2 protein-coding genes (1 of these 2 only partly in view) are annotated in these 25,726 nt (G+C 72.1%); both read right to left on the reverse strand.

Features of this window, described 5'->3' with window-relative positions; translation table 11 throughout:
- A protein-coding gene (locus tag OG579_RS07315; RefSeq protein WP_328858604.1) for a non-ribosomal peptide synthase/polyketide synthase crosses the window boundary here: on the reverse strand, nt 1-17,272 show its 5' portion. The gene continues 22,562 nt to the left of window position 1, outside the view; the window shows 17,272 of its 39,834 coding nt (coding positions 1-17,272); it begins with the start codon at nt 17,270-17,272; its stop codon lies beyond the left edge, outside the window.
- 56 nt (nt 17,273-17,328) lie between these two features.
- Nucleotides 17,329-25,473, reverse strand: a complete 8,145-nt coding sequence (locus tag OG579_RS07320) for a non-ribosomal peptide synthetase (RefSeq protein WP_328858605.1) — start codon at nt 25,471-25,473, stop codon at nt 17,329-17,331.
- Nucleotides 25,474-25,726 lie beyond the last annotated feature (253 nt).

Raw genomic sequence — 25,726 nt, forward strand, 5'->3', positions numbered from 1 at the left:
TCGAGACGACCGCGGGTCGGGGGCGGTCGGTGGGGAGGTCGATGACGGGCGCGACGCCGGTGAGCACCTGCGCCCAGTGGTCGAGTCGTGTGCGGTGGGGTCCGTCGACGTTCGCGGCGTCGAGGGTGTCGCGTTCGAGCTGCCACAGGGTGTGGTCGGCGTACTGCACCGACAGCGGCGCCCAGTCGGGTGCGGCACCGCGGCGACGGGCCGCGTAGGCGGTCATCAGGTCGCGGGCCACCACGGGCATCGACTCGCCGTCGGCGGCGATGTGGTGCAACGTGATCACCAGCAGGGCCTGCTGCCCCACCGGCACGAGGCGCGCACGCAGCGGGAGGTCGACGGTGAGGTCGAATCCGCTCCGCGCGATCGCCATGGCCTCGTCGTCGGTGTCGACGATCCGCACGTCGAGGGTGCGCGCCCCGTCGGTGACCGCGGCGGGGGTGAGGATCTGCTGGTGGACGACGCCGTCGGCGCCGATCGGATAGAGGGTGCGCAGCACCTCGTGGCGGGTGACGAGATCGGTGAACGCCGCACGCAGGGCGTCGATGTCGAGATCACCGTGCAGGCGCAGCGCCAGCGGGATCGTGTAGGTGGGTTGCGACGGGTCCCAGGAGTTGATGAACCACATCCGCTGTTGCGCGGCCGACAGCGGGATCGGATCGGGCCGGACCATCGGCCGCAGCGGCGGCGCCGAGCGACCCTCGCGACGGGCGGTGTCGGCCACGCGCCGCGCGAGCTCCCGCACCGACGGTGCCTCGAACACGTCACGGACCCCGACCTCGGTACCGAGCGCATCGGCCACCCGGGCGGCGACCCGTGTCGCAGACAGCGAGGTGCCGCCGAGATCGAAGAACCCGTCGGTCACCGACACCCTGTCCAGACCCAGCACCGTGGCCACGACCGCGGCGACGATCTCCTCGGTCGCGTCGACCGGCGGTGTGTACTCCCCCGCGTCCGGAAGGAGGTCGGAGGCCGGCAGCGCCCGGCGGTCGACCTTGCCGCTCGACGTCAGCGGCAGCGTGTCGAGGACGACCCACCGGGTGGGCCGCATGTGCGCGGGCAGCGCCCGGACCGCGTCGAGGACGGCCGTCGGCGCCCCCGTGGCAGGGTCGAGCGCCACACCGTCGACATCGCCGGTGATGTGGGCGACCAGGTGGGCGTCACCGGTGGTGTCGGTCCGCGCCGACACCACCGCACCTCGGACACCGGGCGCGGCGGCGAGGACTGCCTCGATCTCGCCCAACTCGATGCGTTGGCCGCGCAGCTTCACCTGGAAATCGCTGCGTCCCAGGTACTCCAGGTCGCCGGCGCGGTTCCACCGGACGCGGTCGCCGGTCCGGTAGAGCCGTTTCCCGAAGCCGTGGGGGTCGGCCACGAAGCGTTCCGCGGTGAGGTCGGGCCGCGATTGGTAGCCGCGGGCGAGCTGCACGCCGCCGAGGTACAACTCGCCGGCGACGCCGACGGGTACGGGCCGCAGCCGGTCGTCGAGGACCACCGTCGTGGTGCCGGGCACCGGACGGCCGATCGGCACCGGGGCCTCGGTGCCGGTGACCGCGTGGTGGGTGACGTCGACGGCGGCCTCGGTGGGTCCGTACAGGTTGTGCAGGGTCGCGGCGGGAAGGGCGGCAAGCGTCGCGCGGGCGGTGGGCGCGGCGAGCGCCTCGCCGGAGGTGACCACCAGACGCAGGCTCGCCGGCGCCGCGGTGCCCGACGTCGCGAGGACGTCGAGGAACGCCGAGAGCATCGACGGCACGAAGTGGGCGACGGTGACCGACCAGCGGTCGGCGAGCGCGCACAGGTGGACGGGATCGCCGTGTCGGCCGGGCTCGGCGAGCACGAGTCGTGCGCCGCTCATCAACGGCCAGAACAGTTCCCACACCGAGACGTCGAAGGTGACCGGGGTCTTCTGCACCACGGTGTCGTCGGCGGTGAGCGCGAAGCGGTCCTGCATCCACGCCAGGCGCGCCACGATCGCACGATGGGAGACGGTGACGCCCTTGGGTTCTCCGGTCGATCCTGACGTGAACAGGGTGTAGGCGGCGTCGTCGGGATGCAGGGGTGCACGTCGGTCGCTGTCGCGAACGGGGTGGCTGTCATCGTCGATCGGCCCGGAGCAGTCCACGACGAGACGCGCGACGGGGTGCTCGACGAGCGCCTCGGGCGTGTCGCCCGCGGCCACGACGGCGAGCGACACTCCTCCGGTGGCGAGCATCGACGCCGTGCGCGCGACCGGCGCGTCGGGGTCGACCGGGACCCAGCGTGCGCCCGCGGCGACGATCGCGTGCACCGCGACGAGCATCTCCGCCGAGCGCGGGAGGCAGATCGCCACGGCGGCGCCGGGACCGATCCCCCGGGCGATCAGAACGCGCGCGAGACCGGAGACTCGGGCGCCGAATTCGCCGTAGGAGATCTCGCGGTCGCCGTCGATGATCGCCGTGGCCGTCGGCGTCGCCGCGATCTGCCGCGCCACCGCCGAGGCGAGATCGGTTGCCTCGGGGAGGATCCGGGGCGCGGGTCCACCGTCGGAGAACTCCGCGACCCGACGGGCCTCGGCGGCGTCGACGATGTCGATGTCACCGACCGGGACCGTGGGTGTCGCGACACCGGCGACGAGGACCGCGCGCAGGCGGTCGGCGAGACGTCGGGCGGTGTCCTCGGTGAACAGGTCGGTGGCGTAGATGAGCGTGCCGCTCAACGATGTCAGGGCGCCCCGGTCGTCGCGGGCGGCGGTGAACCCGACGGTGAGGTCGTAACGCGCGGGTGGGTCGCCGAGGTCGACGGGCGTGATCTCCACCCCGGCGACGTCGATGGCGGTGGTGGCAGACTGCTCGAGGGTCAGCAGCACCTGTGCGAGCGGCGCGAACGCTTCCGACCGTGTGGGCGCGAGAACGTCCACGAGGTGTTCGAAGGGGACGTCGGCGTGCGCGAACGCGTCGAGGTCGACGTCGCGGACGGAGTCGAGGAGTTCGGCGAATGTCGCCGCGGGATCGATCTCGGTCCGCAGCACCAGGGTGTTGACGAACATCCCCACGAGCGGGTCGAGTTCGGCCCGGCCGCGTCCGGCGACCGGTGTCCCCACGGCGATGTCGGTGCTCGCCGACGACCGCGCGAGAACCACCGCGAGGGCGGCGTGCAGCACCATGAACAGCGTGACGCGGTGTCGCGCGGCGAGCGCCTCGAGGGCGGCGAGCATGTCGACGCCGGGGAGCACATCGGAGCCCAGGGGGATGTCCACCGCGGCGCCGCGCATCGACGCCGTCGGCGGACGCGGGGTGTCGGTCGGCAGGTCACCGACGGCGGGCAGTCCCGCGAGGCGTTCGCGCCAGTGATCGACCTGGGCGCCGAGCGGTGAGGCCGGGTCGTCGACCGCGCCGAGAACACGCTGCTGCCACAGGGTGACGTCGGCGTACTGCACGGCCAGCGGCTCGAACGCCGGGGCCGCGCCGCTCACGCGGGCCGCGTACGCGGTCACGAGGTCGGCGACGAGGGGCGCGATGGACTCACCGTCGGAGGCGATGTGGTGGATCACCACGTGCAGCAGATGGCCGTCGCCGCTCGCGGTGCCCGTCGGGACGAGGCCCACCCGGATGGGCACCTCCACGGCGAGATCGAAGGGGCGCGTGGGCAGCGCGGCGACATCGGCGTCGCACCACCACCGGTCGTCATCGATCGATCCGGGGTCGCCGATCACCTGGTGAGCGGTGCCGTCGGCGTCCTGGGCGTAGGTGGTCCGCAGCGTCTCGTGGCGCCCGATCACGTCCCGCACCGCGGCGCGCAGCGCGGCGGTGTCGAGGTCGCCGCGCAACCGGAGCGCGAAGGCGATGTTGTAGGCGGGCGACGTCGGGTCGAACCGGTTGATGAACCACATCCGCTGCTGCGCCGGCGACAGCGGGATGCGATCGGGACGGATCTGCGGGAGGAGCGGTGCCACGTCCGCAACCGCGGTGTCGCCTCGCCTGTCACCGACGAGCGCGGCCAGTGCGCGGACGGCGGGCGCGGAGAACACGTCACGGACCCCGACCCGCGTCGCGAGGGCGTCGGACACGCGCGCCGAGACCCGCGTCGCCGACAGCGAGTTGCCACCGATGTCGAAGAAGCTGTCGGTCACCGACACCGCGTCGACACCGAGGACGTCGGCGTACACCTCGGCCACGATCGCCTCGAGATCGTCGGCCGGAGCGACGATCTCGTGGTCGGCTCCGGCGCCGGGGAAGGTCGGCTCGGGCAGGGCGCGACGGTCGATCTTGCCCGAGACGGTGGTCGGCAACGTCTCGGACACCGTGAACAGGGTGGGGCGCATGAACGCCGGGAGGGACTGCGCGACTTGGGCGATGACCGCGTCGAGGTCACCCTGGGCCGCCACCGATCCCGCGAGGTGGGCGACGAGGTGGTCGCCGCCGTCGGGACCTCCTGCGACGGTGACCGCGGCGGCCACGACACCGGGCGCGGCGGCGAGAACGGCCTCGATCTCCCCGAGTTCGATCCGCTGACCGCGCAGCTTGATCTGCGTGTCCGCGCGTCCGACGTAGTCGATCTCGCCGCGTGCGGTCCAGCGGACGAGGTCACCGGTGCGGTAGAGGCGCGCCCCCGGCGGGCCATACGGGTCGGCGACGAACCGTTCGGCGGTGAGGTCGGGGCGGGAGGCGTACCCGCGGGCGAGTTGCACACCGCCCAGGTGCAGTTCGCCGACGACACCCGGGGCCACGGGACGCAGCCGGTCGTCGAGGATCCGGGTGACGGTGCCCGCGATGGGTGTTCCGATGTGCACGGTGCGCTCACCGCGCAGCACCTCGTGCCAGGTGACGTCGACTGCCGCCTCGGTGGGTCCGTACAGGTTGTGCAGACGGGCGTTCGGCAGCACGGCGAGCGCGGAGGCGGCCACCGCGGGCGCCAACGCCTCGCCGGAGGCGAACACCGCACGCAGGTGGTGGAGATCGACCGCCGACGGGCCGGAGTCGAGGAGGTCGGCGAAGGTCGACAGCATCGACGGCACGAAGTGCGCCACCGTCACCCGTTCCGCGGCCATCAGGTCGGCGAGATGTCGGGGGTCGCGGTGGCCTTCGGGATCGACCACGACGAGGGTGGCGCCGGTCATCAGCGGCCAGAACAGTTCCCACACCGACACGTCGAAGGTGACCGGGGTCTTCTGCACGGCGACATCGGTGTCGGTGAGCGCGAACTCCTCCTGCATCCACAGCAGACGGTTGACGATGGCGGTGTGGGAGACCGTGACGCCCTTGGGGCGTCCGGTCGATCCCGACGTGAACAGGGTGTAGGCCGCGTGGTCGGGGCGCAGGCCGCGACGGTGCTCGGTAACGGTCCGCGACACCGCCGGGTCCGGCACGGCCGTGGTGGCGCAGTCGATCTCGACGATCGTGCGGCCGTCCGCGTCCACCGGTCGGTGTTCACGCGCAACCAACACGATCTGCGCGCCGGCGGTGGTGAGCATGTGGTCGATGCGATCGCCGGGCGCATCGGGGTCGAGGGGCACGTACTGCCCGCCCGCGGCGACGACCGCGTGGATCGCGACGAGCAACTCGGTCGATCGCGGGATGGCCACGGCGACAGCGACATCGGGACCAACACCGCGCCCGACGAGATCGGCCGCGACGCGGTCGACGTGGGCACCGAACTCGCCGTAGGTCACCGACGCGCCCTCGACGCGCAGCGCGACCGCGTCCGGCGTCCGGGCCACCTGAGTCGCGACGAGATCCGGTAGCAGGGCGAGGGTCGGGGATCCCGGGGGCAACGGGGAACCCGTCGTCCACCCCTGCATCCGGTCGATCACCGCGGGCGAGCGCAGGTCGATGTCGCCGACACGGATCTGCGGGTCGTGCGCGATCGCGGTGAGCAGCACCACCATGGCGTCGGCGACCACGGCGATCATGTCCTCGTCGAACGCCGACGGCAGGTACTTGAGGGTCAGGGTCAGACCGTCGTCGGAGTCCTCGGGGCCGGGTGCGGCGACGAGGTTGAGCGGGTAGTGCGTGGCGTCGGTGGACGAGACCGCGCGCACCGGGCCCTCTCCCCCGCCGGCCGCGGCGGCGACGGCCGCGTCGACCGGGTACGACTCGTAGACCGTGAGGGTGTCGAACAGGACCGGGTGCCCGATCGCATCGGCGATGTCGGCGAGGCCGACGTACTGGTGGTCGAGGACCGCGGCCTTCGATCGGTGCAGGGCGTCGGCGAGCTCGGCGGCCGTCGTGCCGGGGTCGACGTGCGCGGTGACCGGCAGCGTGTTGATGAACAGCCCGATCATCCCGGTGACGCCGGGCTCGTCGGGCGACCGTCCCGACACCGTCTCGCCGAACACCACCGACGTGCGTCCGGTCATGCGACTCAGCAGGATCGACCACGCGGCCTGCAGCACCGTCGCCATGGTGGCGTCGAGGTCACGCACCCGCCCGGCCAACGCCGACGTGAGATCGGCGCCGAGACGCACCCGCAGATCGCGCGGCGGGGCGTCCGCACTCGGCGTGTGCCCCGGCGCCACCAGCGTCGGACCGTCGACCCCGGCGAGGGCCTCGCGCCAGACGTCGAGTGCGCCCGCGTGATCACGGGTCGCGAGCCAGTCGAGGTGATCGCCGAAATCGGGGCGCACCGGCTCGCTCGTCTCGGGGAGACCGCCGAACAGCGGGGCCAGCAACTCGCCCAGCAGGATCGGCGCCGACCAGCCGTCGATGACGAGGTGATGGGCGGTGACGACGAGCGACACCGCGGGACGGGCCTCGGCGTCGAGATGACGGACGTGCACGAACCGGATGGGCTCGCCGTCGGCGAGGTCGAACCCCGCGACCCGCTCGTCGTGGGCGATCCGCTCGAGACCCCGGGCCGCATCCCCGGGCGCGAGGTCGCCGAGGTCGACGGTCTGCCACCGGGGCGTCGCGTCTGGCGCGACGACGGCGACCGCGCGACCGGATGTGCTGCGCACGAACGCGGTCCGCAGCACACGATGCCGGGCGACGAGCGCGTGGGCGGCACGGCGGGCGGTGGCGGCGTCGAAGGCGTGGGTGACGGTGATCGTCGACTGCGTGACGTAGACGTCGGCGCCGCCGGCGAACTCCGACTCGAAGAACAGGCCCTGCTGCAGCGGGGTGAGAGGCCAGAGTTCGGCCCCGGGATGCGCGGAGAGCACCGCGTCCATCTCGGACTGGGTGAGTCCGGTCGCCGCGATGTCGGTCTCGCTGGGTCCCACGGGACCCTCACGCAGTGTCTCGACGACGGTCTGCAGGTGCGTCGCCCATCGGTCGGCGATCGCGGCGACCTGCGAACGGTCGATCGCTCCCGGCGCGAAGGTGAACTCCGCCTGGAGTTCTCGATCCCCGACGGTCGGGACGACCGCGCCGATGGTGACGGTGAGTGCCGCGAGCGCCGCCATGTCACCGCGCACCGACGGGGGCAGGGTCGGTGTGCCCGCGACCGGCGCGAACGGTGACTCGGTCCGGTCCGGACCGGACCGTGCGCCCAGGTAGTTGACGCTCACCGACGGCAGGGGGCGCTCGCGCAGCGGCGACCCGGGTCGCAGATACCGCAGCGGCCCGAACGCGATGCCCCCGTCAGGCATCCGCGCGACGGCGTCCTTGACCGCCTTCACCGTCGCGATGACCGATGTGCCGTGTTCTGCGTCGGGGCCCACGGGCGACACCTGCAGCGTCAGCGGGACGAAGCTGGTGAACCACCCCACGGTCTCCGACAGGTCCGCTCCGGGGGCGAGATGTTCCTCGCGCCCGTGGTTCTCGATGAGCACCGACACACCCGGATCGGATCTGTCGGGGGTGTTCGGTGACAACACATCGGCGAGCGACTGCATCAACGCCGCGATCAGTGCGGTGTCGACGCGGGTGCGCAGCACCTCGGGGACCGAGGTGAGGATGGGGTCGGCGATCGCGGCGGGGATGGCCACGCTGATGGTCTCCACCGTCGCGAGACGGTCACGGTCGTGGTCGGTCGCGATCATCGTCGACACACCGTGCGCGGGCAGGTGTCGATCCCACAGCGCCAGTTCCGATTCGCGCTCGGCGAGGTCGGCGAGGACCCCGGCCCACCGGCGGAACGAGGTGCCGGCGGCGGACACGGTCGGCGGCTCGCCGGAGCGCACCTGCCACCACGCCGTACCGATCCCCGACACGATGGTCGGCCACGACACGGCGTCGACGCCGAGGTGGTGGATGACGACGACGAGACGACCGATCCCCCTCGCGTCGCGGACGCCGACCGCGGCGACGAGACGACCGGTCGACGGGTCGAGGCCGCCGGAGGCCCGGCGGTGTGCATCGAGGAGCGCGGTGTCGGAGGTCGCCCCGTCGGCGGCGTCGAGTTCGACGATCTCGATGCGGATGTCGGCGACGTCGCCCGCCCCCGCGATGACCGTCGGGTGTCCGTCGTCGACGGTGAGCGATGCGGTGAGCATCGGATGGGCGGTGGCGACCGCGCCGATCACCGCGCGCAGCTCGGCGACCTCGGCGTCGGGCGGGAGCACCAGGACCGCGGACTGGGAGAAGTCGGCGATCTGCTCGGGATCGTCGACGAGGTCGAGCATCCATCCGACGCCCGGGGTCGGTGCGACAGGTCCGACTGCGCCGCCCTCGTATTCGGTGAGTGCATCGGCGGTGTCACGGACTGCGTTGTGTGCCAACGCTCGGACGGTGCGGTGGGTGAAGATGTCGCGCGGGCTGATCGCGTAGCCCACGCCGCGGAGCAACGACGTCAGCCGGATCGAGAGGATCGAGTCGCCACCGAGTGCGAAGAACGAGTCGGTCACCGAGACGCGGTCCACGCCGAGCACGGCGGCGACGATGTCGGCGATGACGCGTTCGTCGTCGGTGGCGGGTGCGACGTGATCAGCCACGGCCGCACCGAAATCGGGGGCCGGTAGCGCCCGTCGGTCGAGCTTGCCCGCGGCGTTGCGCGGGATGTCGTCGAGGGTGATCCAGATGCCGGGCCGCATGTACTCGGCGAGCGAGGAGTCGGCCTCCGCGCGGGCCGCGGCCACCATCGCGTCGCCGTCGCGTCCGGCGAGGTAGGCGACGAGATGCTGGGACCCGCCCGGAGCGGTCACGACCGACGCGGCGGCGTGCACGACGCCGGGCGCGGCGGCCAGTACGGCCTCGATCTCACCGAGCTCGATGCGCTGCCCGCGCAGCTTCACCTGGAAGTCGCTGCGTCCCAGGTATTCCAGCTCACCCGCGGGGTTGCGGCGGACGAGATCGCCGGTCCGGTACAGCCGCTCGCCCCCGCCCGCGGGGTCGGCGACGAACCGTTCGGCGGTGAGGTCGGGGCGTGCGGCGTATCCGCGCGCGAGTTGCGGTCCGCCGAGGTACAGCTCGCCGACGACACCCGGACCAACCACCTGCAGCCGCGTGTCGAGGACTGTCGTGCGCGTGTTCCACACCGGTCGTCCGATCGGGACAGCCTCGCCCACGACGTCGACGGGATGGTGGGCGACCTCGACGGCAGCCTCGGTGGGGCCGAACAGGTCGTGGAGTCCGGCCCGCGGCAGCGCTGCGCGTGCGGCGCGCGCGAGACCCGGTGACAAGGCCTCGCCGGAACAGAACAGGTAGCGGACCGACGACATCCGGGCCAGGTCCGCCGGGTCGACGACGTCGAGGAACACCGACAGCATCGACGGGACGAAGTGCACCGAGGTCACCGCGTGGGTCGTCAGCACGTCGGCGAGGAGCTCGGGGTCGGTGTGCCCGCCGTCGGCGGCGATCACCATCCGGGCCCCGGACATCAGGGGCGCGAACAACTCCGGGACCGAGACGTCGAAGCTGTACGGCGTCTTGAGCAGGACGGCGTCGTCGGACCCCAGGGGGAAGGTCGCCAGTCCCCACCGCAGCCGGTTGAGCACGGCGCGGTGTGACACCGTCACACCCTTGGGGCGGCCGGTCGAACCCGAGGTGAACAGCGTGTAGGCGGCGTGGTCGGGGCGCAGCGGGTGCCGTCGGTCGGCGTCGGTGACCGGCGCGGCGCGATCGGCGACATCGCCTTCACCGATCACCATCTCGGCCGTGGTGTCGACGATCAGCACCGCGAGACGGTCGTCGGCCGCGACAGACACCCAGTCGGGGCGTCGGTCGCGGCCGACGAGCACGACGGCGGCGCCGGAGGTGGCGATCATGTACGCGGCGCGGTCGGCGGGGGTCGCGATGTCGAGGGGCACGTACTGGCCGCCGGCGGCGAGGACGGCGTGGACGGCGACGACCAGTTCCGGCGACCGCGGCAGGCACAGCGCGACGGCGACGTCGGGACCGACACCGGCGTCGATGAGGTCGCGGGCCAGCATCGACACCCGCGCCCAGAACTCACCGTGGGTCAGGGCGCGCCCGGACCCGTCGGTCGTCACCAGGGCGATGGCGTCGGGGCGGGTGTCCCCGTGGCGACGGCTCTCGTCGACGAGCGTGGTCGCCGGCAGCATCACCTCCGGTCCGCACGATGCGGCCACCTGCTCGGCGATCGCCGTCCCGGGGAGGATCGCGATGTCGCCCACCGGACGCGCCGGGTCGGCTGCGAACGCGGTCAGGAGGCGGCGGAAACCGTCGGCGAAACGCGCGACGGTGTCGTGGTCGAACAGTGCTGCGGCGTAGATGAACACACCCGTCAGCGCGGTGTCGTTGTCGGTGACGCCGACGGTGAGGTCGAACTTGGCGACGTCGTCGCCGACCCGCTCGAGGTCCATCCTGACGTCGCCGAGGTCGGCCGACACCGGGCGGTCGGTGTCGTACACGAGGAGCACCGCGGCCAACGGTTCGAAGGCCTCCGACCGCACCGGGTCCACGGCGTCGACCACGCGCTCGAACGGCACCTCGGCGTGCGCGAACGCGTCGAGGTCGACGCGACGGACGTCTCCCAGTAGGTCGGTGACGTCGGCGGCGGGGTCGATCTCGGTCCGCAGCACCAGGGTGTTGACGAACATGCCGACGAGCGGGTCGAGTTCGGCGTGGCCTCGACCGGCCACCGGGATGGCGACGGCGATGTCGGTTGACGACGACAGGCGCGCGAGCAATGCCGCCAGGGCCGCGTGCACCACCATGAACGTGGTGACGCCGGCGTCGGTCGCGAGGTGTCGCACCGCGCGGGTGGTCTCGGCGTCGAGGGCGACGTCGACGGTGCCGCTCACGCCGTCGGGTGCGGGAGGACGCGTCCGGTCGGTGGGCAGTCCGAGCACCTCGGGCAATCCGCCGAGGGTGGAGCGCCACCAGGCGAGGTCGCGTGCCATCGGCGACCCGGGATCGTCGACCGATCCGAGCCGGTCGCGTTGCCACAGTGCGTAATCGGCGTACTGGACGTGCAGAGGGGTCCACTGCGGCGCAGCTCCGCCGACCCGCGCGGTGTAGGCGAGTGCGATGTCGCGGGCGAGGACCGGTGCGGACTGACCGTCGGCCGCGATGTGGTGGACGACGACCACCAGCAGGTGGTGTGTGGCGTCGACGCTGTGGAGTCGCACCCGCAGCGGCAGGTCCGTCGCGACGTCGAACCCCCGGCCGATGATCGATCGGGCCGCGTCATCGGACGAGGCGACCGTCCAGTCGAGCCGATCGCGCGCGTGGTCGGGTGTGTCGATGACCTGGACCGGTGCGCCGTCGCCGCCGGTCGGATAGGTGGTGCGCAGCACCTCGTGCCGGGCGACCACGTCGCCGACGGCGGCGCGCAGCGCGTCGACGTCGAGGGGTCCGCGCAGGGCGGCGACGACAGGGATGTTGTAGGCGGCCGACGTCGGGTCGAACTGGTTGATGAACCACATGCGGCGCTGCGCGTAGGACAGGGGGATCTCGGTCGGGCGTTCGCGGGGCACCGGGGGTGTCGCGGTCGCGAGGTCGTCCGTACCCAAATCGGTTGTACCGGAGTCGATCGCTGCCGCCCAGCCGCGCGGGGTGGGGTGGTCGAACAGGTCGCGGACGCGCAGGTCACGACCCAGACCCTGTCCGACCCGGGCCACCACACGGGTCGCGGCGAGAGAGTTCCCGCCCAGGCCGAAGAAGTCCGCCGTCACCGACACCTCGTCGAGACCGAGGACCTCGGCGTACACGCCACTGATGAGTCGTTCGGTGTCGGTGGCCGGTGCCACGACATCGGCACTGTCGAAGACAGGTTCAGGCAGCGCGCGGCGATCGAGTTTGCCGGTGGGCGACAGCGGTACCGACGCGAGCACCATGATCGACGACGGCACGAGGTGGCGCGGGAGGCGCTGGGCGACACGGGCCCCGAGATCGGCGGTGTCGAGCGCGCACCCGGGCCTCGGGTGCACGTACGACACCAGCATCATCTGCCCGGACTGCGGATGCGTTCGGGCCAGCGTGGTCGCGAACGCGACGTCGGGATGGGCGCCGAGGACGGCGTCGACCTCGCCGGGCTCGATGCGGAAGCCCCGGATCTTGACCTGGAAGTCGTTGCGGCCCCGGAACTCCAGTTCGTGGGACGATGCACCGTCGACATCGGGGGCCCCGCGGCGCAGACGCACCAGGTCGCCGGTGCGGTACAGGCGGCCACCGGGCGGACCGAAGGGGTCGGCGACGAAGCGTTCGGAGGTCTGCCCCGGCCGGCCGAGGTAGCCGCGGGCCAGCGCGGGACCGGAGAGGTAGAGCTCGCCGCTGACCCCGAGCGGAACCGGGCGCAATCGGTCGTCGAGGACATGGGCGCGTACCCCGGTGACGGAGACGCCGATGGGGACGGTCCGCGGCGCCCCCGCGAGCCGATCGTCGGTGGGCATCGCGCGGAGCGGGGCCGTCGACGTCGACCAGATCGTCGCCTCCGACGGGCCGTAGAGGTTGAACATCGCCCGGCCCGGCGCCCACCGCTGCACCAGTTCGGGCGGGCAGGTGTCGCCGGCGACGCAGAGGACGGCCAGCTCATCGAGCCCGTCGGCGGGGACGGTCGCGAGCGCGGCGGGTGTGACGAAGGCGTGGGTGATGCGTTCAGCGGCGAGGAAACTCGCCAGCTCGTCGCCTCCGACGATGTCGGTCGGCGCGATCACCTGGGTCGAGGCGGCGGCGACCGCGAGGAGCGTCTCGAAGACGGATGCGTCGAAACTCGGTGAGGCGAAGGCCAGGACCCGCGCGGTCGGGGTGAGGGCGAACCGACCGCTCATCTCCGCCACGACGTTCGCGAGTCCACGATGGGTGACCGCGACGCCCTTGGGGCGCCCGGTCGATCCCGAGGTGAAGATGACGTACGCGATGTCGCCGATGCGGGCCGCGGTCGGCGCCTCGCCGTCGGCGGGGGCCGACTGTGCCAGGGCCTCGAGATCGAGCCAGTCGACATGCGGGGGCAGCGCACTCGCCGTGCCGCCGGACACCGTCACACCGATGCGCGCGTCGCTGTCGGCGAGCATCTGCGCGATGCGGTCGGTGGGGTGATCGCGGTCGATCGGCAGCACCGCCCCGCCCGCGCGGACCACGCCCCACAGCGTGAGTGTCGCCGCCGGGGATCGCGGTATCGCACACGCCACCACGTCTCCCGGACGCACCCCGCGGCGATGTAGTTGGGCGGCAACGTGATCGGCGCGCGTGGCGAGCTCGCGATACGTCCAGCGTGTCGTGGCGTCGGAGACCGCGATGCCGTCGGGATTCGAGGCGACGGCGGCGTCGAGGATCTCGGCGAACGTCCGCGGCGTGACGCCCCCGCCCGCGTCGAGCGCTGCGGTGATCTGCCGGTCGATCCGCGGGTCGGATCCGGTCAGGTCGAGGTCGCCGACGGGTCGGCCGGGGTCGGCGACCGCGGCGGCGGCCAGGGCGACGAACCGGTCGGCGAGATCGGCGATGGTGGCCTCGTCGAAGAGGTCGGTGGCGTAGGTGAACATCATCCGCGGGGTGCCTGCCGCCTCGGCGTCGCCGGTGGACACGGTGAGCGACAGGTCGAATTGCGTTGTCGTGACCGGTGGGTCGACGGTGCGGACGTCGACACCGGGCAGGGAGAAGGCGGACCGGTCGGCGTCGACGAGGTTGAGGGCGACCTGGAACAGCGGCGAGTGGGCGGAGCTGCGGTCGGGCGACAGTTCTTCGACGAGCCGCTCGAACGGCAGGTCGGTGTGGGTGAGCGCCGCGACGTCGGTGGCCCGCACGTGCTCGAGCAGGGTGGCGAAGTCCGCCGACCGGTCGACGCGGGTGCGCAGCACCAGGGTGTTGACGAACATCCCGATGAGGTCGTCGAGAGCGGCGTCGCCTCGGCCGGCGACGGCGGTGCCGATCGCGATGTCGTCGTCGGTGCCCGACCGCGCGAGCAGGGCCGCGAACACCGCGTGCACCGCCATGAACGGCGTCGCGCCCCGGGCCTGCGCCAGGCCGAACAGACCGTCGACGACGTCCGGGGCGGGGTCGAGGTGGTACTGCGCCCCACGTCCGGATGCCACCGCCGGGCGGGGCCGGTCGACGGGGAGGTCGGTCACCTCGGGCAGGTCGGCGAGCTGCTCGCGCCAGTAGTGCCACTGCCGTGCCGCCGTCGACGTCGGATCGTCGATGTCGCCGAGCAGTGTGTGTTGCCACACGGTGTAGTCGGCGTACTGCACCGGCAGCGGGGCGAGGTCGGGTGCGCCTCCCTCGACCCAAGCGACGTAGGCCGCCATCAGGTCTCGTGCGAGCGGTGCGAGTGACGCCCCGTCGGCGATCACGTGGTGGGCGACGAGGACGAACACGAACTCGTCTCCCCCGCCCTCTGCGGCCCTGGAGTCGGGCGCGACGCGGAGCAGCCGGGCGCGCACCGGTGGGTGCGCCTCGAGATCGAAAGGTGTGGTGACGATCCCGGTGATCTCGCGCTCGACGGACTGCGCGTCGACGGCGGTGAGATCGCGTGGCGGGTCGATGAGTGTGTCGCTGCGGTGTCCCGCGGCAGGGACCACGACCTGTGCGGGAACACCGTCGGTGGTGACGAACCGCGTGCGCAGGGACTCGTGGCGGGCGATCACGTCGTCGACGGCGGCGGCGAGGGCCGACGGTCGCAGGTCACCGGAGAAGCGCAGCACCAACGGGATCGCGTAGGCGGCGCTGTCGGGATCGAGCCGGGACAGGAACCAGATCCGGCGCTGGGCGTCGGACAGTCCGACCGTGTCGTGGCGTTCCACCGGCAGCAACACGGGCCGGTCGGCGGCGCCTCGATCGGTCACCACGCCGGCGAGGCCGCGCACGGTCGGCTGGGCGAAGACGTCGCGCACGGTGATGTCGACGTCGAGCTGCCGCGCCACCTGGGCGGCGATCCGAGCGACCGCCAGCGACGTCCCCCCGAGATCGAACAACGATGTGGTGACACCGATCCCGTCGAGTCCGAGCACCTCGGCGACGACCGCGGCGATCACCCGTTCGGTGTCGGTGGCGGGTGGTTCGGTGCGGCCGACCTCGACCGGTGCATCCGGTGTCGGCAGTGCATCGCGGTCGATCTTGCCGTTGACGGTCAGCGGGATCGCATCGACGATCATGACCACCGACGGCACCATGTACTCCGGCACCCGTGCCGCGACCGCGGCTCGTGCCGCGGCGGCCACCGCGGCATCCCGGTCGACGTCGCGTGGATCCTGTTCGGCCACAGCGCCCTCGAGGTCGGGGCCGGTACCCGTGACGATGTAGCCGACGAGCTGTTCGGGCTGGTCGTCGCGGGCGCGGACGGCGGCCGCGGCGGCGTCGACACCGTCCACGGCGGCGAGCGCGGCCTCGATCTCGCCCAGTTCGATGCGGAAGCCACGCAGTTTGACCTGGTCGTCGCCCCGGCCGAGGAACTCCAGCGATCCGTTGCGCTCGAGCACGAGATCACCGGTGCGGTACATCCGCGCACCCGGCGGACCGAACGGGTCGGCCACGAACCGGCCCGCGGTGAGGTCACCGCGGCCCAGATAGCCGCGGGCGACCTGGGGCCCGGACACGTAGAGCTCGCCGGGTACACCCTCGGGCACGGCGGCCAGGCGCGCGTCGAGGACGACCGTCCTGGTCCCGGGGAACGGTCCCCCGATGTCGGACACGGTTGTCGCCACGGCGAACTCGGGTGTCGCCGCCCGTCGCGTCATGTACACGGTGGTCTCGGTGGGCCCGTACATGTTGTTCAGTGCGGGACCGGTGCGGCCGTCGACGGCGATGCGGTCGCGATACCAGCGGCGCACCTGGTCGAAGTCGAGTCGCTCACCGGCGAACATGATCTCGCGCACCGACTCCGACAGACGGGGTGTGCTCGCCTCGTCCCGACCGCCACCGCGCAGCGCGGCGGCGAGCTGGTAGAACGCCGACGGGGTCAGGTTGAGGATGGTGACCTGTTCACGCATCAGGACCGCGACCATGTCGTCGGGTGATCGCGTGGTCAGGTGGTCGAGGACGACGAGGCGCCCTCCCGCGGCGAGCGCCGGCCAGATCTCGCCGACCGACACGTCGAAGGCGTAGGAGGCGAACATCGTCCACACGTCGTCGGCGGAGGTCTCGTAGATCTCGTCGAGGGCGTTCAGCATCGCCACGATCTGCTCGTGGGTGATCACGACACCCTTGGGCACACCGGTCGATCCGGACGTGAAGATCACGTAGGCGGCGTTGCGACTGTCGATGATCTCGGGCAGCGTCGGCGCCGATTCGTCTGTACCGCTGACGATCTCCGCGACCGTGGCGGTGGGCGCGCCGATCTCCTCGCGCCACTGCGACGCGGTGTCGTCGGCGGTGAGGATGATCAGCGGGCGCGCCGCGGCGACGATGGTCTGTGAGCGGCGTACCGGGTGGGTGCGGTCCAGCGGGAGGTAGGCGGCACCGGATTTCAGCACGCCGAGCAGGGCGACGATGAGGTCGACGTCGCGCGGCAGGGCCACACCGATGAGTGTCTCGGGGCCCGCGCCCGCCCGGATCAGGCCACGGGCCAGACGGTCGGACCGTTCGTCGAGTTCGGGATAGGTCAGCGCCACGCCACGCAGGTCCGACACCGCCACCCGGCCCGCCCCGTGCACCCCGCCCCCGTGCGCATGCATCGCCGATCGGCGCACCGCGGCCCGGAAGCGGCCCGGGACCGAGCCCCAATCGGAGGTGCCGGCGACCTCGTCGACCGTCGCGGCGATCCGCGCGAGAGCCTCGGCGGTCGCCGCACCGATCTGTGCCGGGGGCAGGCCCGTCCGCGGGAGCAGCCCGGTGACCGTGGCACTCACGGCCGCCTCGGTGCCGATGCCCCGCGCGGTCAACATCGGGACGGTCGCCGCGATCTTGGCCGAGAGTGCGGCCAGCGTGACCGGTCCGGTGGCACCGTCGAACACCACCCGATCGGGCGCGAGATCTGCGGCGAGCGCCACGAGGTGCGGCGTCGACGGGCGGGCTGTCATGCGGTGGGCGACGCGACGAGGGGGCGACGCGCCGGGCACGTCCGGTCCGGTGGTCGTCACTCCCGGCCGGTTCCGTCCGACGGTTGCGTCTGCGCGGAAGGACCGGACGCGGCGGGCGCGCCGCCGACTCCGGCGACGCGGCGGGCGTTGGACTGCAACTGGTCGAGCGCTTCGTCGAGGATCCTGACGTCACCGTCGCCGAGAACCGGCACCACCGTCGTCAGCGCCACGGTGAGTGCGGTGTAGGCGTCCCCGTCGGGCAGCGTGATCTGCATGGCCGCCGCCATGGAGTCGATCTCCCCGAAACTGACCGTGGTCCCGTCGAGGTCGACGGCGATCGCATCGGGATCGACCGACGACGCGACGGCCACGAGATCCGGCAGCGCCCCGATCTCGGAGATCGGTTCGGGCACAGGCGCGTCCTCGAGTACGAGGTCACCGACCACCCGGTCGGGATGTGACGCGATGTCGGCGAGCAGACGCACCCAGCGGTCGACGAGACGCCGCACCGTCTCGGCGTCGAAGAGGTCGGTCGCGTAGATCATGCGCCCGGTCATCGCGCCGTCGGTCGTGTGTCCGGTGGGGTCGGTCGGGAACAGGATGAGCTCGAGATCGACCTTCGCCGAGACGGTGTCGGCGACGCGCGGCGTGATGCGCAGGCCCTCGACCTCCACCACCGGGAACTCGAGGTTCTGGAACGCGAGCATGACCGAGAACAGGGGGTTGTGCGTGCCCGCCCCCGATCCCGTTCCCGACACCCGCGTGACGACGTCGTCGAACGCGACGTCGGCGTGGGCCATGTCGGCGAGGTCGTCGGCGCGGACGCGTCCGAGGAGATCGGTGAACCGCTCCCCCGGCTCCACCGCCGTGCGCAGGGCGAGGGTGTTGACGAACATGCCGACGACGTCGTCGAGGGCCTCGTCCCCGCGGCCGTGCAGCGGTGTGCCGATGACGATGTCGCCGCGCCCGCTCAACCGGGACAGCAGCACCGCAAAGGCGGCGTGGACGACCATGAACAGCGTGGTGCCGGTCTCGCGCGCGACGGTCGAGAGCGTCGAGACGACGTCGGCCGGGATCGTGAGGTCGACCGCCGCGGCGGACGACGTCGGTACGGGCGGACGCGGACGATCGGTCGGCAGCGCGACCGGTCCGGGAGCGCCCCGCAGACGTCGCGCCCAGTGGTCGAGTTGGCGCTGCGCCCGCGACACCCCGTCGGCATCCGGTGCGGCGAGTCGCTCGCGGTGCCACGACGCGTAGTCGGCGTACTGCAGCGACAACGCCGGCAAACGCGGCGGTGTCCCGTCGCGGCGGGCGAGGTAGGCGTGCACCAGATCCCGTCCGAGGGGGCGCAGCGACACACCGTCGGCGCTGATGTGGTGCACCACGAACACGAGCTCGTGGTCGTCGGTCCCCCGACGCACGACCGCCGCCCGCACCGGCAACTCCGCGGTCAGATCGAATCCCCCGGTGCACAGTTCGGCGACCGCGACGTCACCGGCCGAATCGTCGGCTGGTTCGATCACCGACACCTCGAACTGGGATGCGACGAGCTCGGCGGGCAGGATCACCTGTGCCGGTTCCGATCCCACGAGTGGGTAGATCGTGCGCAGCGTCTCGTGTCGGGCGACGAGGTCGACGACGGCCGCACGCAGCGCATCGACGTCGAGCGCGCCCGCGAGGTGCAGCGACAACGAGATGTTGTGCGCCCCGGACGTGGGATCGGCGCCGTTGACCAGCCACATGCCCCGCTGAGCGCCGGAGACCGGAACCACCTCGGAGCGACGCCGGGTGGTCAGCGGCGCGCCGTCTCCCGCGACCGACGCCCCCGACCCGGGTGCGCCCGACCCCAACGCACCGACGAGTGTTGCGACGCTGGGGTTCTCGAACAGGACCCGCAGCGCCAGGCGGCGATCGAGCAGTCGCTCGAGGCGCGAGATCACCTTGGTCGCCGACAACGAATTGCCCCCGATGGCGAAGAAGTCGTCGTGGACACCCACCTGGTCGACCCCGACGACCGACGCGAACACGCCGGCCACGATCGTCTCGAGTTCGCTGCGGGGAGCGACGAAGTCGTGCCCGGAGTGCAGCTCCACCGGGGGAAGCGCCGACCGGTCGACCTTGCCGGAGCGGTTGCGCGGCAGGTCGTCGATCACCATCACGGTGTGTGGCACGAGGTGCGCGGGGAGGTGTCGACGGGCGTGCTCGACGATCTGCTCGGGGACCAGCACCGCGCCGGCACGCGGCGTGACGTAGGTGACGAGCACGGTGTCGCCGTGACCGGTCGTGGCACCGACGCTCACCGCACGGTCGATGCCCGGGTGGCGACGCAGGACGCCGTCGACCTCGCCGGGCTCGATCCGCATGCCGCGGAGCTTGATCTGGAAGTCGTTGCGGCCGTGGTAGACGAGGGCGCCGTCGCGGTTGCGGGAGACAAGGTCGCCGGTGCGGTACATCCGCGCGCCGGCCAGGAACGGGTGCGCGACGAAGCGCGTCGCGGTCAGCGCCGGGCGCTCGTGGTAGCCGCGGCCCACGCCGGCGCCGGCGAGGTAGAGCTCGCCGATCACCCCGGTGGCCACGGGGCGCAGCCAGTCGTCGAGGACGAGTGCGGCGAACCCGGGGACCGGCCGGCCGATGGTGACGGGGGTGTCGGGTCGCAGACGCGCGACCGTGGTCCAGATGGTGGCCTCGCTGGGCCCGTACATGTTGAACAGCGACCGGTGCGGGGCGTCGAAGGTCTCGACCAGTTCCGGCGGGACCTTCTCGCCCGCGAAACCCATCAGGGTCAGCTCGGTGAGAGCGGCCGGGTCGAGGGTCGCGGCGACCAGTGGTGTCACCACGGCGTGGGTCACCCGATGCCGGACGAGCAGTGCGGTCAGCTCGTCGCCGGCGAACACCTCGGGCGGACTGATCACGAGTTCGCCACCGGCACACAGGGCCATGAGGATCTCGTACACCGACACGTCGAAGCTCGGCGACGCCACGTGCAGATAACGGCCGCCCGGGTGCGCGCCCATGATGGAGCGCTGTCCGTCGACCATCGCGGTGAGTCCGGCGTGGGTGATCGCGGCGGCCTTGGGTCGCCCGGTGGATCCGGAGGTGTAGAGCAGGTACGCGAGGTCGTCGATGTGGACCGGGCGTCGGATCTCGTCGTCGCCGACCGGCGCGCCGCTGTAGCCCGCGAGCGCCAGCTCGAAGGCGACGTCGTCGATCGCGACCCACGACACGGTGTCGTCCCCCGGCGCCTCCGGGAGGGCGGCACGCACCGACAGTCCGAGCACCGCCGCGCTGTCGGCGACGAGCTGGGTCCGCCGGGCCGGCGGGTGGGCGGGGTCGATCGTGACGAACGCGGCCCCGGTCTTGGCCACCGCGACGAGTGCGGCGACCGAATGTGCCGAGCGACCGATGCTGATGGCGACGACATCGCCGGGTCCGATGCCGCGGGCGATGAGTTCCCGGGCCATCTGGTTGGTCCATGCCTCGAACACCGACCACGCCATGGTGATCTCCCCCGACACGGCGGGCGCGTCGTCGTCGGCGACGCGCGCACCGGTCGCGAGGAGTCTGCGGAGCGGCTGCGGAGACGGCGACACCAGGGGCGGCGCGGCCAGCGCACCGATGCGATCCGGCGCGACGAGATCGATGCGTCCGACCGGACCGGTGGGCGCGTCGACCATGGTCTGCAGCACCCGGTGCAGCTGCCGGCCGAGCTCGACGGCGGTCGTGCGGTCGAACAGGTCGGTGGCGTAGGCGATCTCGAGGCGATAGGCGGCGTCGGAACGTCGGTCCGCCGACTCGGTCAGCGTGAGCGTCAGATCGTATTTCGCGGCGCGGACGCGTGATTGCGTGATGAGCGGGATCGCGCCGACCTCGGCGAGCGCGGCCAGCGGGTCGACCTGCATCGTCAGGGCGACGCCGACGAGCGGCGGATGCGCGGATCCGCGTCGCTGGGCGACGGCGTCGACGACGCGCTCGAACGGGATGTCGCCGTGGGCGATCGCCCGTGCCGCGGTGCGGTGCGAGGCGGCGATGTGGTCGGCGACCGAGACCGACGGATCGATCCGGCTGCGCAACACGACGGTGTTGACGAACATGCCGATCAGTCCGGCGGTGGCCGGGTCGTCACGACCGGCGACGGCGGTGCCGATGCACACGTCGTCGGTGCCGGCGAGACGGCCGAGGACGACGGCGAGCGCGCTGTGCACCACGGCGAACGGTGTCACCGACAGGCCGCGAGCCAGGTCACGGACAGCGGTGGCGAGCTCGGCGGGGATGACGGCGTCGACGTGATCGCCGATGCCGCTGGGGATCTGTGGGCGCGGGCGGTCGGTCGGCAGGGTGAGGATCTCGGGGGCGCCGTCGAGTTCGGCACGCCAGAAGTCCAGTGCGGCACGGGCCGCGGGCGTCGGGTGCTCCGCGTCACCGAGGCGTGCACGGGCGCGCAGGGTGACGTCGGCGTACTGGAACGCGAGCGGCGCGAAGTCCGGTGCGCGGTGTGCACGGCGCGCGGTGTACGCCGCCATCAGGTCGGCCAACAGAGGCGGCAGCGACTGGCCGTCGGCCGCGATGTGGTGCACCACGAGGACCACGACGAGATCCGCTGCGGTGGCGGAATTCTCGTCGGAGATCGTGGTGGCGATGTCGGCGACGCCGGGGTGGTCGACGACGCCGGGGGTGGGGACCCGCAGCAACCGCGCACGGACGGGCAGCTCACGGGTGAGATCGAAACCGCGGGACACGATCTCGCCGATCGCGTGGTCGAGCCGGTCGGCCGCGACGGTCACGACCTCGCCGATGTCGGCGGTGACGGCGTCGACCGCATCCGCGGTGGCGGCGACCTCCTGCGTCGGCTCGCCGTCGACCGACGGGAACCGGGTGCGCAGGATCTCGTGGCGCGCCAGGACATCTCCGAGCGCGGCGACGATCGCGTCGGCGTCGGCGTCACCGGGCAGGCGGAGAGCACCGGGCATGTTGTAGGTCGGCTCGTGCGGCGCCATCCGGTTGATGAACCACAGGCGGGTCTGCGCCGGCGACAACGGCAGGACCGCGGGCCGTGTCGTCACGGCCGCCACCTCGGACTCGTTCGCGCCGGGGACCGCGTCGGTGACACGCAGGGTCCTCTCGGCCAGTTCGCCGATGGTCGCGGCGTCGAAGACGTCGGTGAGCGCGAGATCGAGACCGTGTCGGGACCGCATCGTCGACACCAGTCGTGCGGCGACCAGCGAGTCGGCGCCGAGCGCGAACAGGTTGTCGCGCATGCCCACCCGCTCACGGTCGAGGAGTTCGGCGATCGCCGCGGCGAGGGCGATCTCGGTATCCGTCCGGGCCTCGGCGTGCTCGACCCCGGTTCGGATGATCGGATCGGGTAGCGCGCGACGGTCGACCTTGCCCGAGGAGGTGACCGGGAACTCGTCGAGCACGACCACGGCACCGGGCACCATGTGGGCGGGCAGTCTGCGCCGGGCCAGGGCCAGCACCCGGTGGTCGTCCTCGTCGAGTGCGCTGCCACGCAGGTAGGCGACCAGCAGGGGCGCAGGCCCGAGGTCGGTGCGCGCGATGACCGTCGCCGCATCGACGCCCTCGACGGACTCGAGCACCGACTCGATCTCGCCGAGCTCGACGCGTTGGCCGCGGATCTTCACCTGGTGATCGCCCCGCCCGAGGTACTCCAGTTCACCTGAGTCGTTCCAGCGCACCAGGTCACCGGTCCGGTACATGCGATCACCGGGCGCGCCGTACGGGTCGGCGACGAAGCGTTCGGCGGTGCGGTCCGGGGCGGCGACGTAACCGAGGGCGAGTTGGCGGCCGGCGATGTGCAGTTCGCCGACGACGCCGACCGGGACCACCCGCAGCGCGGGGTCGAGGACGTAGACGTCGGTGCCGGTGACGGGCCGACCGATGGGCACGGTGTCGGCGCGCGCGTCCACGGCGTGGGCGGTGACGTCGACGGCGGCCTCGGTGGGGCCGTAGAGGTTCGTCAGCGTGGCCGACGAGCCCATGAGCAGGCGCCGCGCCGCAGTGACCGACAGGGCCTCACCGGAGGTGAAGACCTGGCGCACCGACGCCGGCAGGGCCTGCTCGGCGTCGAGGTAGACGTCGAGCATGGCGGGGACGAAGTGGACGGTGGTGACACCGTGGCGGGTCATGGCGTCGTGCAGGTACCGCGGGTCGCGGTGGCCCCCCGGTCGGGCGATGACCATGCGGGCGCCGGTCATCAACGGCCAGAACAGTTCCCAGACGGAGACGTCGAACGTGGTCGGCGTCTTGTGCAGGATCGCGTCCGCCGTCGACACCGGGTGGTCGTCCTGCATCCACCGCAGCCGCGTAAGGACCGCGGCGTGGTCGACCACGACACCCTTGGGGGTCCCGGTCGATCCCGAGGTGAAGATGACGTACGCGGGCCCGACCGTGACGAGCCGATCCGCCACTCGACGCGCGTGATCGCTGGGTATGCGCCCCGACGTCGACGCATCCGCGGTCCACGCACGATCGACGGTCACCCGGGGCGCCACGATCCCGGCGATCGCGGCCCGGCGGTCGGCGGCCTCGTCGGGATCGACCGGGATGTACACCGCCCCCAGTCCGAGCACCGCGTACACCGCGCACACCTGGTCGACGCCGCGGTCGAGCGCGATGATCACGCGGTCACCCGGCACGACACCGGAGTCGACGAGCAGGGCGGCCAGTGCGCGCCGCCTGTCGTCGACGTCGCGGTAGGTCAGCACGGCGTCGTCGGTCTCCAGCGCCGGCGCATCCGGGGTGCGCTCGACCTGACGCAGGAAAGGCATCAGTAGATGCCCGTCAGACGACGGATCATGCTGCGACGCAGCGTCGGTGCGTCCGAGCGCGAGGACCGCGTCGCGTTCCCCGGGCAGGAGCAGCTCGACGTCGCGCACCGGCCGGTCGAGATCGGCGAGCAGACGCTCGACGACGACGAGCAGTCGCGTGAGATGGTCGTCGAGTTCCTTGCGGAAGTATAGGTTCGGGTTGCCGTGGAGGTCGACGACGAGCCGCTCACCGGGTCCGGCCGAGTACAGGTTGACCCGGAGGTCGTCGAGGATCCCCGACGACAGGATCTGGTAGTCGGTGCGCGCCCCGTCGATCGCGATCGGTCGGTCGAAGAACACGAGGTTCACGATCGGGCCGAAGGAGGCCGCGCTCGCGTCGGTGAGTCCGGCGTGGCCGCGGATGTCCTCGTAGCGGTAGCGCTGGTGTCGGAGCACACCGGTCAGTTCGGTCTGGACGTCGCGGATCAACGCACGCCCGGAGATGGTGGCGAGGTCGCGGGCGCGGACGGGCAGCATGTTCGACACCATGCTGCTGGCGCGCTTCATCTTCGCCGCGGCCCGGCCGGTGACGGGCAGGCTCAGCACGACGTCGTCGGTGCCGGTGACCGCGGCGAGGTAGGCCGCGAAGGCCGCGGTGAGCACGGTCGCAACGGAACTCGAGGTCTGCGCCGCCGCGGACTCGAGGGCCTTCTGCGCGTGCAGGGTCAGGCGGGTACTCGCCACCACGTTCGCCGGGGAGAGTCGGGCCGATGTCGCGCGACGGGCCAGGGTGACCCGTTCGGGCAGGTCCGCCGCGCGGTCGACCCAGTGCGCGCGATCACCGGCGCGACGGCTGCTGTCGGCGTAGGCGGCGTCGTCCGCGGCGACCTCGGCCAGCGATGCACGGGGCGGGTGGACGTACTCCTCCCCGCGGCACATCGCGTTGTAGCGGTGCACCGCCTCGTGCAGGCTGTTCAGCGCGGAGTAGCCGTCGAAGGCGATGTGATGGCCGCGGAGGTACCACAGCGCCCGGTCGTCGGCGACGCGGATCAGGACCGAGATCGCGATCGGGTCGCGCAGGAGATCCATCGGCCGACGGTGGTCGTCGGCCATCCACGCCTGCGCGGCGGCCATGGGGTCGGGCTCGGCACGCAGATCCATCTCGGTGACGTCGAAGTCGATGTCGGGGTCGACGACCACCATCGGCACGTCGTCGACGAGTTCGATGCGGGTGAACGCCGACTCCAGCGAACGGGCGGCGTCACGGACGGCGCGGCGGAACAGGTCGCGGTCGAGCGGGCGGTCGACATCGACGATGTCGAGGTAGTGGGCCACGGTGACCGAATAGTCCCGTTGCAGGCTCTCGGCGAACCACATCCCACGCTGCGCCGCGGTCAACGGGATGCGGTCACCGCGACCGCTGGTGCCGGGGCTCACACCCCCATCGCTGTACGCACACATGGTTTGTTCATCGTTTCTGTCGGGACCTACGTAACCGATTGCTCGGGTCGATTTCTGTACGCATGCCCCCGCCTGCGCTTTCCGGCACGGTCAGCATACCGAGCGCGACTGTGCAGTTGTCCAAGGTTCACCCGTTCGCAGGACGTGTTCACGGTGAAAATGGTGTGATCGGTTCCTACCCGTTCGCGGGGCGAAACATATTGCGCCACATGCGTATCTCCAGCCCCAA

Source organism: Williamsia herbipolensis (genome assembly GCF_036153515.1).
Taxonomy (GTDB): domain Bacteria; phylum Actinomycetota; class Actinomycetes; order Mycobacteriales; family Mycobacteriaceae; genus Williamsia_A; species Williamsia_A herbipolensis.